This is a genomic window from Colwellia sp. MB3u-41 (genome assembly GCF_014076845.1).
Taxonomy (GTDB): Bacteria; Pseudomonadota; Gammaproteobacteria; order Enterobacterales; family Alteromonadaceae; genus Colwellia_A.
The window spans coordinates 63,589-77,498 of record NZ_JACGUT010000081.1; the positions used below are offsets into that span (position 1 = coordinate 63,589).

The window sequence follows — 13,910 nt, forward strand, 5'->3', positions numbered from 1 at the left end:
TAACACGCATTATGTCAAAAGCAACGTCACCAGTAGCAAAATTAGAAAATTTTTTAGCCGATGATCAACTGACTAAAACACAAATAACCGATCTTATTTCTTTAGCGATAAATATTAAAAATTATCCTAGCGATTACAGTCAAGCGTTAGCAGGTAAATCTGTTGCGATGATTTTTGAAAAACCCTCATTAAGAACGCACGTTAGTTTTGATATGGGGATTAACAAATTAGGCGGCCATGCGCTATATTTAGGCCAGCAAAATGGCAAGCTAGGTGAGCGTGAAAGAGTCAGCGATTATGCTAAAAATCTTTCTTGTTATGCTGACGCTATTGTTGCGCGTGTTTTTGAAAACAGTGCTATTGAAGGCTTAGCCAAGTACGCAAGTGTACCGGTGATTAACGCACTTTGTGATATTTATCACCCGTGCCAAGCGTTAGCTGATTTTGTTACCTTGCAAGAAAACTTTGCCGATTTGTCAAAAGTTAAACTAGCTTATGTAGGTGATGGTAATAACGTTTCAAATTCGTTGATGTTTATGGCGGCAATAGTCGGGATTGATTTTACTTTGGTTTGTCCTGAAGGGCATGCGCCAGAGGAAAGCTTGTTGAATAAAGCCAAAACTTTTGCTAAAGAGTCAGGGGGTAAGTTAGTACTTACCTCAAGTGTTGCAAACTTAGGGCAGCAAGATGTTATTTATACCGATACATGGGTATCAATGGGTGATGAAAATGCCGGTAAAAAAGTGGCACTTTTAGAAACGTTTGCGCCGTATCAAGTTAACCATCAAATGATGAAAAATAGTGGTGCAAGTATTGTTATGCACTGCCAACCCGCACATTTAGGGGAAGAGATAACCGCCGCACTTTTTGACAGCGAAATGTCGGTGGTTTTCCAAGAAGCAGAAAATAGAATGTGGGCACAAAATGCCGTACTCGTTACGTTATTAGCTAAATAATTCAGTAAAAAACATTAGGTCAGCTGCTGAAATATATTCAGCATAACCATTTATCAAGATTAAGTAGGAACAAGGCAATGGCTTTAGCAACAAAGAAACAAATCAAAAAAGTAGTATTAGCTTATTCTGGCGGATTAGATACTTCAGCTATCATTCCATGGTTAAAAGAAAATTATGACAATTGTGAAGTGATCGCATTCTGTGCTGATGTGGGTCAAGGCGACGAAGAGCTTAAAGGTATTAAAGAAAAAGCTATCGCCTCTGGTGCCTCTGAATGCTACGTGGCAGATCTTAAAGAAGAATATGTTAAAGAATATATTTACCCTATTTTGAAAACAGGGGCGGTTTACGAAGGCCAATATTTACTAGGTACGTCAATGGCACGCCCTATTATTGCTAAAGCACATATAGAAGTGGCACTTAAGGTGGGTGCTGATGCGGTTTGTCATGGTTGTACCGGTAAAGGTAACGACCAAGTGCGTTTTGAATCTTGTTTTGCCGCGCTTGCTCCAGAGTTAACTGTTATTGCGCCATGGCGTGAGTGGGATATGGTTTCGCGTGAAGACTTACTTGATTATTTAGCCGAGCGTGATATTCCATGTGCAGCATCACTGGATAAAATTTATAGTCGTGACGCTAATGCTTGGCATATTTCTCATGAGGGTGGTGAATTAGAAGACCCTTGGTGTGAGCCATCAAAAGAAGTCTGGACCATGACAGTTGATCCAATGGATGCACCGGACATCCCTGAAAAAGTACAATTAAGTTTTGCTGACGGTGAGCTCGTTGCTATTGATGGTAAAGATTTTTCACCAAAAGGTGCCGGCGCTTATCAAGCGCTAATGTATTTAAATGCTAAAGGTGCGGCTCATGGTGTTGGCAGAATTGATATTGTCGAAAATCGTTTGGTCGGCATGAAGTCTCGTGGTTGTTATGAAACACCCGGCGGCACTATTTTAATGGCGGCTTATAAAGGTTTAGAAACGCTTATTCTTGACAAAGAGTCACTTAAATATCGTGAATCAGTCGGTCTTGAGTTTTCACATGTCATTTATGATGGTCGTTGGTTTACCCCGCTTGCTAAAGCTCAATTGGCTTCAGCAGCCTCTTTTGCTGAAAAACTGACGGGTGATGTAGTTGTTAAGTTATATAAAGGGATGGCGCAAGTTATTCAACGTCGTTCACCTAATTCTTTATATTCTGAAGCCTTCGCGACTTTTGGAGCTGACGATGTTTACGACCAAAAACATGCAGAAGGTTTTATTCGCCTCTTTAGTTTATCAAGCCGGATCACCGCACTTTCGCAAAAAGACACTGTGTTAAAGAACAAGGATAAATAGTCATGGCTTTATGGGGCGGACGTTTTAAAGAAAAAGCGAGTTTACAATTTAAAAAATTTAATGACTCTTTACCCGTAGATTACCGCATGGCAGTACAAGATATTGTCGGTTCAATGGCTTGGGCACAGGCAATTCATGAGGTAGGGGTAATAAACGACGGTGAGCTGGTTCGTTTAACGGGTGCATTACAAGAATTAAAAACCTCGGTAGAAAAAAATCCTAAGCAAATCCTGTTGTCTGATGCTGAAGATATTCATAGTTGGGTAGAGATCCAGCTTATTGAAAAGACCGGAGACTTAGGTAAAAAGCTTCATACGGGACGCAGTCGTAATGATCAAGTAGCGACTGACTTAAAGCTTTGGTGTAAAGAAAAAGGAGGCGATTTACTCTTCGCCCTAGTGAATCTACAACAAGCGATGATGAACCTAGCTGAACGTGAAAAAGATACCGTGTTACCGGGCTATACTCATTTACAAAGAGCGCAGCCAATAACTTTTGGCCATTGGTGCTTAGCGTATGTAGAAATGTTTAATCGTGATATTGGACGTTTAAAAGATGCGCTTTATCGTTTAGATGTTTCGCCATTGGGCTCAGGTGCTTTAGCGGGTACTGCGTATCCTATTGATAGAAACGCACTGGCTAATCGTTTAGGTTTTAGAACGGCAACGATGAATAGTCTTGATGCTGTTTCTGACCGAGACCACGTTATTGAGTTACTGGCTTCAGCAAGTATCTCAATGATGCATTTGTCACGTTTTGCAGAAGATTTAATTTTCTACAATTCAGGAGAAGCAGGGTTCGTAGAAATGAGTGATCTAGTGAGTTCTGGTTCGTCATTAATGCCACAAAAGAAAAATCCTGATGCCTGTGAATTAATTCGTGGTAAGTCAGGGCGTGTTTTTGGCGCTTTAACGGGGATGTTAACCACGATGAAAGCGTTAGCACTTGCCTACAATAAAGATATGCAAGAAGACAAAGAAGGTTTATTTGATTCGCTTGATACTTGGCAAGAATGTATGGAAATGGCAGTGCTCGTTGCGGATGGTTTGAAAGTAAACCGTTCACGAACATTAGCTGCAGCGCAACAAGGTTATGCCAATGCCACTGAGCTTGCCGACTATCTAGTTGGTAAAGATATTCCGTTTCGTGAAGCACACCATATTGTCGGTGAAGTTGTGCTAGCAGCTATTGATAAAGGTGTACCTTTAGAAGACTTAACCATAAGCCAACTTCAAGAATTCAGTGAGAGAATTGAGCAAGATGTTTATCAGCACCTTTCGATTGAATCAACGCTTAATAAACGTGAAGCACTGGGGGGGACTTCTCGTTCTCAAGTTAAAAAAGCGCTGGCGACGACCCAGTCTGGCAATGAAGCCATTTTAAATGAGCAGGTTGTTGGTGCGCCCGGTAAGCAAAGAATTCAAGTCGCACTTAAACAGGTCAAGCAGCGACTAAACGCTCAGCGAGCTGCGGCTATGTCAGTTCGTCGAGCGAGAATGTCAGATGTGGACAGAATTTATCAACTAACCAACTTTTGGGCAGATAAAGGTGAAATATTGCCACGGTCACGTGACAATATTATTCATGACATTCAAAATTTTGTTGTCGCCGAACTTGACGGTAATGTTGTTGGTACTGCATCGCTTTATATCTATCAAACAGGTTTAGCTGAAATACGCTCAGTTGTCGTACAAGGTAGTGAGCAGCAGCAAGGTCAAGGTAAAGCACTTGTGCAATATTTGTTAGAGTTCGCTTATCAAATGGAATTAGAACAAATTATTGTTTTAACTTATATTCCACAATACTTTCAGTCGCTTGGCTTTAACTTAATTGATAAAAATTCACTTGCAGATAATATTATTGAAGACAGTGAACCTAGTCCGCATAAAGACCCGGCAGACGAAGTTGCGATGGCATACATACTGAGTCTGCCTCAACAGGCATAATGTTAGTCGCCATTTAAAATGATTGAGGTGAAGCATTCACTTTAGCAATGATACTTAGCGGCTCCGCTGCTGAGTATAAATAACAGGTCTTCATAACTTAGAAAAAGGACAGCATGAATAATAACGAACAAAATTATGTTAAATGGTTTAGAAATGCCGCGCCCTATATTAATGCACACCGAGGAAAAACAGTTGTGCTTATGTTCGGCGGTGAAGCTGTGCTTCATCCAAACTTTGCCAATATTATTCATGATATTGCCTTGTTGCGTAGTTTGGGCGTTAAGTTAGTGTTAGTTCATGGTGCTAGGCCACAAATTGAAGAACGTATGGAACAGCGTAACATTAGGCGTAATATCGAAAATAATATTAGAGTGACCGATGCTGAAACACTTATTGCTGTTAAAGATGCGACGGGATCAATGCGACTACATATTGAAGCTTTGTTAACGATGGGTTTAGTTAATTCGCCAATGCATGGCTCACAAATTCGTGTTAGCACCGGTAATTTTGTTATTGCTAAACCCATTGGCGTGCTCAATGGCGTTGATTATAAGTATACGGGCAGTGTAAGAAAAATTGACGCTGTTGGTATTAACACCCAGCTTGACTATGGCTCAATAGTATTATTGTCACCTATTGGCTACTCTTCTACAGGGGAAGTCTTTAATTTAGCACTTGAAGATGTTGCTACCAAAACGGCACTCGCGCTTAAAGCCGATAAGTTAATTACTTTTACGAAAGACGATGGCTTAATTGATGAATCGGGTGAGCTTATTCGTAGTTGTAGTGTACGGCGAGTAAAAACTTTATTGGATGATAAGGATTGTCATGTCCGCCAGTTATTATTAAGAGCAATTATTCAAAGTGGTGAGAATGGTGTAGAGCGTTGCCATTGTGTTAGTTACCAGAGCGATACCGCTTTGTTACAAGAATTATTTACTCGTGATGGTGCAGGGACATTAATCGCAAAGGATCATAAAGAAGAAGTTTGTACGGCAAGTATTGATGATGTAGGGGGGATTTTAGAGCTGATTGCCCCTTTAGAAGAAGAAGGCATTCTGGTAAAACGTTCTCGGGAATTGCTTGAAATTGAAATTGATCGCTTCACCGTTATCAAAAAAGAAGATGTTATTATCGCTTGTGCTGCATTATATCCTTATCAAGAGGCTAGTTCAGGAGAGATAGCTTGTGTGGCTATTCATCCTGATTATCGTAATGGCAACCGGGGAGAACACTTGATGGAGGCTTTGGAAGGTAAAGCCCATGAGCTTAACTTAATATCTTTATTCGTCTTAACAACCGTGAGTGGTCATTGGTTTCGTGAGCAAGGTTTTATTGAGAGTTCAATGGACGATTTACCTGAAGGTAAAAAACAGATGTATAACTTCCAACGCAAATCTAAGGTGCTGATAAAATATATATAGTCAAAAAGTAAAGTCAAAAGACATTACTTTTTGGGGGGAATGTTGAATGTTGAGACAAATCAATAGAATAGTCTTCTCCATGCTAAATTTAAACAACTCATTCGACTGTTGATTTGCAGATAACGGTTAACGGGTAGGGCTAATTAGATGTATTCGTATGCGCTAAACATTAAGATGATAGAATAAAAAATGTCGCTTTTAAAAACAGCATTTTTTGTTTTAGTCTGCACAGTAGATACTTTTTTTTGCTTATCTGTACAATAAAGTGCTTGTTTATGAACTTTTATTCATCATAATAAGAGACTAATGTAACAGAAATGTTTCATCTTCTTTACTTTTAGGGCATATTGTTTATGCGATAATCACTTGTTTGTAAGGCTTACTATTTTCAATGGTCATATTTAGACTTTTATTCATGTCCTTAATTTTTTTATGTACTATTTTATTGACTTCTTTTACGCTGAGAGCCCAGAATGATTTTTTTCTTGAAAGCGGTAATAAATTTACAGTAAAGCTATTTTCTGAATATGGTCAAATAAGTAACTTCCTTCATCAAAATAAAGATGAAGAGAGTACTCGTTATATTAAAATTGAACCTTCAGTTTTTATTCAAACGCAATTATCTCGTCATTTAATCCAATTAGAAGCAAACATTAGTCATTATCAATTTAGTGAGTTTGGTGAAGATGACCATAGTAACTTATCTTTTAAACCAAAATATTTCTTTAAATTTGACCACAATAAAACATTATTTGCAGATTTTAAATTACAAGAAGAATATGAATACCGTGGTACGGGGTTATCTTTAGGCAATGCTACGTCGCTAACAACTGGAGACGATAAAAAAAGAGTTGCCACAAATATTGGCTACTTATATGGTCAAATTGATTCAGTAGCTAAATTAAAACTCTCAATCGGCCAAGAAGACTTTCGTTATAAAACTAGGCGCATAAAAAATCAGGCACTTGACCGTGTTGATCATAAAGCCAATGTTAGCGTTGATTATTTACTGTCGGAGAAAACATATTTTGCCGTCGACTTAACTTATATTCAATCAGATTTTCAACATGATAAACCGTTAAATAAAGATGAATATGCCTTATTAGTAGGAATGAAGTGGCAATCGACAGCAATTACCCAACTGCAAGCATTAGTTGGTTATCAAACACTCTTTTTTGAAGACCAACACCTTGCCGGCGATAATAGCTTTAAGTGGCGATTTGATATGAATTGGCAACCGACCCTCTTTAGTAACATTAACATCAACACGCAACGAGATTATGAAACAGCGAACCGAATTACAGAGCGTTACCGAGTTGTTGACAGCACGAATTTGAAAGTCACTCATCAATTTACCGATTATTTTCAGACATCAGTCGCTATAGGATATAAACAAGAAGAGATCATTTACCTTGATCAAACCAATAACGAAGATTATTTGTATTCAGCGCTGAAATTTAATTATCAACGAAATGATTGGCTAACTTTGTTTGTTGGATTCACTTTTACCGATCTAGAGGCAAGTGACGATAACCTGAACAATCAGCGTAATAGCTTATCATTAGGTTTTAGTGTTATTATTTAATATTGGATGAAAAATATGCGTTTTGGGGCTTTATTAACTATTTTAATGTTTTGCAGCTTTGTTTGTGGCGCAAGCGATTACTTACTTGGTCCGGGCGATAAATTGCATATTGTCGTTTATGGCGAAAATGACTTAACAACCGATGTAAAAATTGATAAATCAGGTGTTATCTCTTTTCCCTTTTTAGATGATATACAAGTGATTGGTTTATCGACAAAGAAATTAGAAAATGTTATAAGGGAAGGTTTGCTAGGGGATTATATCGTTGATCCACAAGTTTCAGTTTCCATTGCTACGTATCGACCATTTTTTATCCATGGACAAGTTCAGCGACCGGGTGGGTATCCTTATCAAGATGATCTCACGTTGGATAAAGCTATTGCAATAGCCGGGGGACTATCAAATAGAGCGTCAACTTCCCAGTGGAAAATATCTCGAATGGTGAATGGCGTTAAAGTGACAATAGAGGGGAATGTTGCTACGGCAATTCGCCCTGATGATATTATAAAAATAGAACAAAGTTTTTTCTAAAAAACACATGACAAAAGGATTTTAGACCAGTTTTATTGACTGTATTATATATGGTACTTGTAAATAATAATGAGCAGTAATGTTGAACGATAATAAAAGCATAAATTTTAGTGCCCCCAATCAGGAGGTTGCTTTAAAAGAAGTGTTAAGCCCTCTTTGGTCTCGGCGGTGGAAAATTGTATTCTTTACACTATTTATTTCATTAATAGTGGCCTTTTATGTCTCATTACTTAAACCCTCTTATAAAGCAACGGCCATTTTACAAATAGGCAGTAATAAACCGGCTAATACCTTATCAATAAATGACGCATTTAATGAGTCTAGTGCCAGTAAAGAGCAAGTTAAAACCCAATATGAATTATTAAAATCACGAAAGTTTGCTGAGCGTGTTATTGCTAGTTTAAATTTGGTCGAACATCAGGAATTTAATAGTGGTAAATATAATGACAACATTAGCTTTTTCTCTAATATCGGAAAGAGTAAAGTTAAGCCAACGGTTAACAGTTTAATTTCAGTATTTAAAAGCCGCTTAACTATTTCCCCTATTGCGAGTACCGAGCTGGTCAAGATTAGTTTTGTTGCCCACACGCCGAAATTAGCACAACAAGTGGCTAACCAAATTGGTTTTACTTACCTTCAATATCAAGATGAAATCCATAGCGCGTCGAAAGAATCAACATCGCAATGGCTGGTTGACCAACTTGAAGAATTAGGAAAAAAACTTGAAACCTCTGAAGAATCATTACAAGAATATCGTGAAAAAGAAGGTATTATTGATCTTTTAGGTGTTTCAGGCTTAGTCAATTCTGAATTAACCGAGTTAACATCTTCTGCGATTAGCGCTGAAAAAATCAAAGATGATTTAGAAGTCACTTATGAAAGTATTCAAAAACGTCGAAAAAATACCGCACAATTACTTGAACTTCAAGAAATTAGTAAGCAAAGTGATTTAGTGCAATTGCGGCGTGCCGATGAAAAGGCCGAACGAAAAATATTTGAACTCTCGAAGCGTTATGGGCCTAAACACCCAAAGCGTATTGCCGTTCAAGCCGAGCTTGAGTCATTACAAAAGCGTATTGTACAACTTGTTGATGAAATCGTTATTTCTATCGAAAAAGATTATTTGAATTCTTCTGAAAAAGTTAAAGCGACTGAAAATCGCTTGGCAATTGCCAAAGTTGATTATCTCCGCTTAAGTCGCTTACATAATAAATTCTCACAATTGCAGCGAGACGTAGATACGAATAAAGAACTTTATAATAATTACCTTGTCCGTTTAAAAGAGACGGATGCGATGGGGAATTATAAAGCAAATTTTTATGTACGATTTATAGATAAAGCGATTACTCCGCCTAATAAATTTGCTCCTAATAAAGCGTTGATGGTTATTATCAGTTTTATTTTATCATTTGCTATTATTTCAATAATTATAATTATGCGTGAGCTGTTAATGGATACGCTAAACTCGCGCCGTAAACTCGAAAACTTTACTGAAGCACCTATTCTGGCGATTTTGCCAAAGTTCCAAACATCAAGTACTGATAAGAAGAATGATCCCTACTATACGGATAATCGTTTTACCGAAGCAGTACGTACCTTAAGAACCTCTTTATTATTTAGTGGAGAAAGTAAGCCAGCTAAAGTGATTGCGATAACATCCTCTGTACCTAATGAAGGTAAGTCTACGGTCGCGCTTCATCTCGCTCGCTCGTTTAGTGAAATGGAAAAAGTCTTGCTTATTGAGGCTGATATGCGACATCCAACGGTGGCGAGAAATATGAATTTGAGTCCGCATCGTCCCGGATTATCAAACTTATTAGCAAAAACACATCAGATTAATGAATGTATTATTCGTGACAAAAATTTAAAGTTAGATATTTTAACCTCAGGTATTTCTCCTGCTAATCCGTTAGCTTTTTTATCTATGAAACGTTTTAATATGCTGATTAAAGTGTTTGGTAATTTTTATGATCGCATTATTATAGAGACTCCCCCGGTTAATGCAGTCAGTGATGCTGTCATTATTTCTAAACTAGTGGAAACGGTATTGTATGTGGTTCATGGTGAGAAAACTAAGCGAGAACAAATCACAACAGGTCTGCGTATGCTTAAGCAAGTAAATGCTCCAATAGGAGGTATTGTTATTAATCATAGTCAAAATATAGATTCTGATAAATATCAAAATAAGTATTACAACGAACGGACAAATAATATTGTTAAATTGCCGGTACGCAATCAAGGTTAGTCCTTTTTTATGTATCGATAGCAAATACACATAATATCAGAAGGTATTGTTATTAATCATAGTCAAAATATAGATTCTGATAAATATCAAAATAAGTATTACAACGAACGGACAAATAATATTGTTAAATTGCCGGTACGCAATCAAGGTTAATGCTCTTCTAGCTATTAAGTGCTTCCGCTTATTGAAAACTGGGGTAGAATAAGACAAAATTTTTACCAGCCTATACTTCTATTTATACTATGAAATCACAGCAAAAATTTTCCCTACAAAAAAATAACAGCTTTGCTGTAGACGCAACGACTCCCGTTATTTATTACCCAAAAGATGAGGAAGAACTACAATTACTAGCTAGTGTAACGCGCGGATGCTTTTATATTTTAGGGGAGGGTAGTAATACACTTTTTGTCGAAGACATTATGCCAGCGATTATTAAACCTGAATTTTTAGGCATTATTGTTCATGAGACAAAAGATTTTTATGAGGTGAATGCTGCGTGTGGTGAAAACTGGCATGATCTTGTTTGTTTTTGTATTAACCAAGGTATTAACGGTCTTGAAAATCTAGCCCTTATTCCTGGCAGTGTTGGTGCAGCTCCTGTGCAAAATATCGGCGCGTATGGCGTAGAAGTTGCGGACTTTATCGAGCGTGTTACTTGGTTTGATTTTACTGATAATAAATCTCATCAGTTCACTAAAACTCAGTGCAAGTTTAATTATCGACACAGTGTTTTTAAACAAGAGTTAAAAAATAAAGGTATTATCACTGATATTACTTTACGCTTCACAAAAAATTGGCAGGCAAAACTTAGTTATCAGGGGCTTAAGGAGTTACCTAAAGATTGCAGTGCTAAAGATATTATGCAGGCTGTCATTAAAATAAGAAACAGTAAATTGCCTGATCCAAATGTTATTCCCAATGCGGGGAGTTTTTTTAAAAACCCCGTGATCAGCGCAGAGCAGTTTCTGTTATTACAGCGTGATCATCCAGAAATCCCTCATTATCCACAAGATAACGGTAAGGTGAAATTAGCCGCAGGGTGGTTAATTGAAAAGTCAGCGTTGAAGGGATTTCAGATCAATGGTGCTGGGGTACATGATAAACAAGCGTTGGTACTTACCAATTTTGATTCAGCGAGAGGATGTGACATCAAAGATTTAGCTATTTATGTACAAAAAAAAGTTTTTGAACGTTTTGCAATATATCTTCAACCAGAAGTAAGAATACTTGGTGAGCAGGGCGAAGTGATTTTAGGAGGAATAAGCTAATCATGGCAAAAGCAATTCGTGAGCAGCTCATACAATATTTAGCCAATGGCCAGTTCGTCTCTGGGCAGTGGTTGGGCGAACAATTAGGCGTGAGTCGTGCAGCAATATCAAACCATATTACCTCCTTAATAGATATGGGCCTTGATATTTACAGCGTTACCGGAAAAGGCTATAAACTTTCTGAACCGTTAACCTTACTAAATGAAAAAAACATTCAACAAAAACTTAACGAACTGGGTCAAAGGAATAAAGTTGAAGTGCATAATATTATTGATTCGACAAACAGTTATTTATTGCGCCGTTTACCCAATCAAAATCATAATTTACAAGTCTGTTTAGCGGAATATCAAGATTCAGGTCGCGGCCGTCGTGGTAGAAAGTGGATCTCTCCTTTTGGTTCACACATATATATGTCAATGTATTGGCACCTAGAACAAGGTATAGCAACGGCAATGGGGCTAAGTGTTGTTTCAGCATTGGCAGTGAGCGATGCAATAAAAGTGCTTTATCAAATAGATGTACAGTTGAAGTGGCCAAATGATATTTACTTTGGTGGGGTTAAGCTCGCCGGTATTCTTATTGATTTAGAAGGGCAGGCACTTGAACCGTGTCATTGTGTAATAGGAATTGGTTTAAATATTAATATGCCACAAAAAAGTGCAGAAAAAGTTGACCAACCTTGGACAGATCTACAGCAAGCGATAACTAGCAGCAAGAGTAGCAAACAGCCCCCTCAAAAGACTATTGATCGAAATGAGCTAGCGGCCATGTTAATAACCAAGCTTTCTTTAAGGTTGCAACAGCACCAAAATGAAGGGCTGTTAACGATGGTAAGTGAATGGGCTAAGCAAGATTTTTATATGAATAAACCCGTCAGGTTAATCACGGGCGCTCGTGAGAAAAAAGGCATTTGTCGGGGTATTAATAATCAAGGCGGCTTGTTATTAGACGTTGATGGCCAAGTAGCTCCTGTATATGGTGGCGAAGTTAGCTTGAGGGGAGAGTCATGAGATTATTAGTCGATATTGGCAATACCCGCACTAAATATACTTTTGAACAGCAAGGTGTTTTATCAGAAGTGCAAAGTGAACGTAATGAAGTGATTAATGAAAAATGGCTAGCAAACATCACCCAATCAATACAAAAAATTATTGTCGCGAGCGTCAGTGAAGCTTATTTAGTTGATGTATTTTTAAAGTTTGCGGAACAACACAGTATTGAACTTTTGAATGTTAAAAGTGAAAGTGAACGATTTGGTGTTACCTCAGCTTATCAACAACCCGCAACGTTGGGTATTGACCGGTGGTTAACGTTACTTGCGGCTAACATTTTGTATAAGAATAAAAATATACTTATTATTGATGCAGGCACAGCAACTACTGTTGACTTACTCGACAATAATGGTGGCCATTTAGGCGGTTGGATTTTACCCGGTATTGATATTTTATTTAACAGTCTGCTCTCAAATACTTCGCAAGTGCTTGCTACTCAGGAACACCATACTAATGTTTCTTTTGGCCGTAATACTTCTGATTGCGTTAATAATGCTTGCTGGGCAGCAACACTTGGCTTTATTGAACAAGGCATCAAACAAGCGAACAAACAAGTTTCATTAGATAAAGTATTAATCACTGGCGGTAACGCAGAAAAATTAGGCGCTTTATTGACAACTAAACATCATATTATTAACGAGCTTGTTTTTCTCGGGATGCAAAGGTTTTAAGTCATTGACGCTTTCGTTATATCGATACATTGTGGTGACTTTCGACGCTAGGCGATTAAAAAAACATCAAAAGGTTAAAAACATGGTTTTATTTTGTTTTTACGCTTGCAAGGGACAAAACATTCCACTAGAATTCGCACCACTTAATGTAGTGCCGACTTAGCTCAGTTGGTAGAGCAACTGACTTGTAATCAGTAGGTCGCCAGTTCGACTCCGGCAGTCGGCACCATTAATAAAATTGTTGTAAAAGTATTGGAGGGGTTCCCGAGTGGCCAAAGGGATCAGATTGTAAATCTGACGGCTCAGCCTTCGGTGGTTCGAATCCACCTCCCTCCACCACTTTACAATGTTAAAGATAGAAAAGCGGACGTCGTATAGTGGTAATACCTTAGCCTTCCAAGCTAAAGCTGCGAGTTCGATTCTCGCCGTCCGCTCCATCTTTAAGTGATTGCTGATATGGCTCAGTTGGTAGAGCGCACCCTTGGTAAGGGTGAGGTCGGCAGTTCGAATCTGCCTATCAGCACCATTCCTTAAGATTTCTATCTAATTAAATTTATTTTATTTTTGTTAATTTATTTCAGAGGCATTACATAATGGCTAAAGCAAAATTTGAACGTTTAAAACCGCATGTAAACGTTGGTACTATCGGACACGTTGATCACGGTAAAACTACTTTAACAGCTGCTATCTCTGCAGTATTAACTAAAGTACACGGTGGTGAAGTTAAAGATTTCGCACAAATCGATAATGCTCCTGAAGAGCGTGAACGTGGTATTACAATCAATACTTCTCACATCGAGTACGATACAGAAGCTCGTCACTACGCACACGTAGATTGTCCTGGTCACGCCGATTACATCAAAAACATGATCACTGGTGCTGCACAAATGGA

At 38.0% G+C, this 13,910-nt stretch carries 11 protein-coding genes and 4 tRNA genes; all 15 read left to right on the forward strand.

The window, feature by feature from the left end; genetic code table 11:
* The first annotated feature begins 11 nt into the window (after positions 1-11).
* Positions 12-956: an ornithine carbamoyltransferase gene (locus tag H4J73_RS13725; RefSeq protein WP_182181462.1), complete on the forward strand. Its 945-nt coding sequence runs from the start codon at positions 12-14 to the stop codon at positions 954-956.
* A gap of 77 nt (positions 957-1,033) precedes the next feature.
* Positions 1,034-2,296, forward strand: coding sequence for an argininosuccinate synthase (locus tag H4J73_RS13730; RefSeq protein ID WP_182181461.1), 1,263 nt, complete (start codon positions 1,034-1,036; stop codon positions 2,294-2,296).
* A gap of 2 nt (positions 2,297-2,298) precedes the next feature.
* Complete coding sequence (argH, locus tag H4J73_RS13735; RefSeq protein ID WP_182181460.1) at positions 2,299-4,242, forward strand: argininosuccinate lyase; 1,944 nt, start codon at positions 2,299-2,301, stop codon at positions 4,240-4,242.
* 113 nt (positions 4,243-4,355) lie between these two features.
* A complete protein-coding gene (gene argA, locus H4J73_RS13740; protein ID WP_182181459.1) occupies positions 4,356-5,666 on the forward strand; it encodes an amino-acid N-acetyltransferase in 1,311 nt (436 codons plus the stop codon).
* Between the two features lie 415 nt (positions 5,667-6,081).
* Positions 6,082-7,251: an outer membrane beta-barrel protein gene (locus H4J73_RS13745; protein ID WP_182181458.1), complete on the forward strand. Its 1,170-nt coding sequence runs from the start codon at positions 6,082-6,084 to the stop codon at positions 7,249-7,251.
* A gap of 15 nt (positions 7,252-7,266) precedes the next feature.
* Entirely contained in the window at positions 7,267-7,782 is a 516-nt protein-coding gene (locus H4J73_RS13750; protein ID WP_182181457.1) for a polysaccharide biosynthesis/export family protein, read from the forward strand.
* A gap of 79 nt (positions 7,783-7,861) precedes the next feature.
* Complete coding sequence (locus H4J73_RS13755) at positions 7,862-10,027, forward strand: polysaccharide biosynthesis tyrosine autokinase (protein WP_182181456.1); 2,166 nt, start codon at positions 7,862-7,864, stop codon at positions 10,025-10,027.
* A gap of 242 nt (positions 10,028-10,269) precedes the next feature.
* Positions 10,270-11,295, forward strand: a complete 1,026-nt coding sequence (gene murB, locus H4J73_RS13760) for a UDP-N-acetylmuramate dehydrogenase (RefSeq protein WP_182181455.1) — start codon at positions 10,270-10,272, stop codon at positions 11,293-11,295.
* 2 nt (positions 11,296-11,297) lie between these two features.
* Complete coding sequence (gene birA / locus H4J73_RS13765; protein ID WP_182181454.1) at positions 11,298-12,305, forward strand: bifunctional biotin--[acetyl-CoA-carboxylase] ligase/biotin operon repressor BirA; 1,008 nt, start codon at positions 11,298-11,300, stop codon at positions 12,303-12,305.
* On the forward strand, positions 12,302-13,018 hold the full coding sequence (locus tag H4J73_RS13770) for a type III pantothenate kinase (protein WP_182181453.1): 717 nt from the start codon (positions 12,302-12,304) through the stop codon (positions 13,016-13,018). Before birA ends, H4J73_RS13770 begins: the two co-directional genes overlap by 4 nt.
* Before the next feature lie 153 nt (positions 13,019-13,171).
* Positions 13,172-13,247 (forward strand) — tRNA-Thr (locus tag H4J73_RS13775).
* A gap of 25 nt (positions 13,248-13,272) precedes the next feature.
* Positions 13,273-13,357, forward strand: a tRNA-Tyr gene (locus tag H4J73_RS13780).
* Positions 13,358-13,381: 24 nt separating this feature from the next.
* Positions 13,382-13,455 (forward strand) — tRNA-Gly (locus H4J73_RS13785).
* A 13-nt stretch (positions 13,456-13,468) separates the two neighbouring features.
* A tRNA-Thr gene (locus H4J73_RS13790) sits at positions 13,469-13,544 on the forward strand.
* 67 nt (positions 13,545-13,611) lie between these two features.
* A partial coding sequence (locus tag H4J73_RS13795; protein WP_259366696.1) for a GTP-binding protein occupies positions 13,612-13,910 on the forward strand: 299 nt, incomplete at its 3' end.

What these genes read in the sequence shown, in the direction of transcription:
- H4J73_RS13725 (WP_182181462.1), top strand. Translation starts at nt 12, where the DNA reads ATGTCAAAAGCAACGTCACCAGTAGCAAAATTAGAAAATTTTTTAGCC.
- H4J73_RS13730 (WP_182181461.1), top strand. Translation starts at nt 1,034, where the DNA reads ATGGCTTTAGCAACAAAGAAACAAATCAAAAAAGTAGTATTAGCTTAT.
- argH (WP_182181460.1), top strand. Translation starts at nt 2,299, where the DNA reads ATGGCTTTATGGGGCGGACGTTTTAAAGAAAAAGCGAGTTTACAATTT.
- argA (WP_182181459.1), top strand. Translation starts at nt 4,356, where the DNA reads ATGAATAATAACGAACAAAATTATGTTAAATGGTTTAGAAATGCCGCG.
- H4J73_RS13745 (WP_182181458.1), top strand. Translation starts at nt 6,082, where the DNA reads ATGTCCTTAATTTTTTTATGTACTATTTTATTGACTTCTTTTACGCTG.
- H4J73_RS13750 (WP_182181457.1), top strand. Translation starts at nt 7,267, where the DNA reads ATGCGTTTTGGGGCTTTATTAACTATTTTAATGTTTTGCAGCTTTGTT.
- H4J73_RS13755 (WP_182181456.1), top strand. Translation starts at nt 7,862, where the DNA reads ATGTTGAACGATAATAAAAGCATAAATTTTAGTGCCCCCAATCAGGAG.
- murB (WP_182181455.1), top strand. Translation starts at nt 10,270, where the DNA reads ATGAAATCACAGCAAAAATTTTCCCTACAAAAAAATAACAGCTTTGCT.
- birA (WP_182181454.1), top strand. Translation starts at nt 11,298, where the DNA reads ATGGCAAAAGCAATTCGTGAGCAGCTCATACAATATTTAGCCAATGGC.
- H4J73_RS13770 (WP_182181453.1), top strand. Translation starts at nt 12,302, where the DNA reads ATGAGATTATTAGTCGATATTGGCAATACCCGCACTAAATATACTTTT.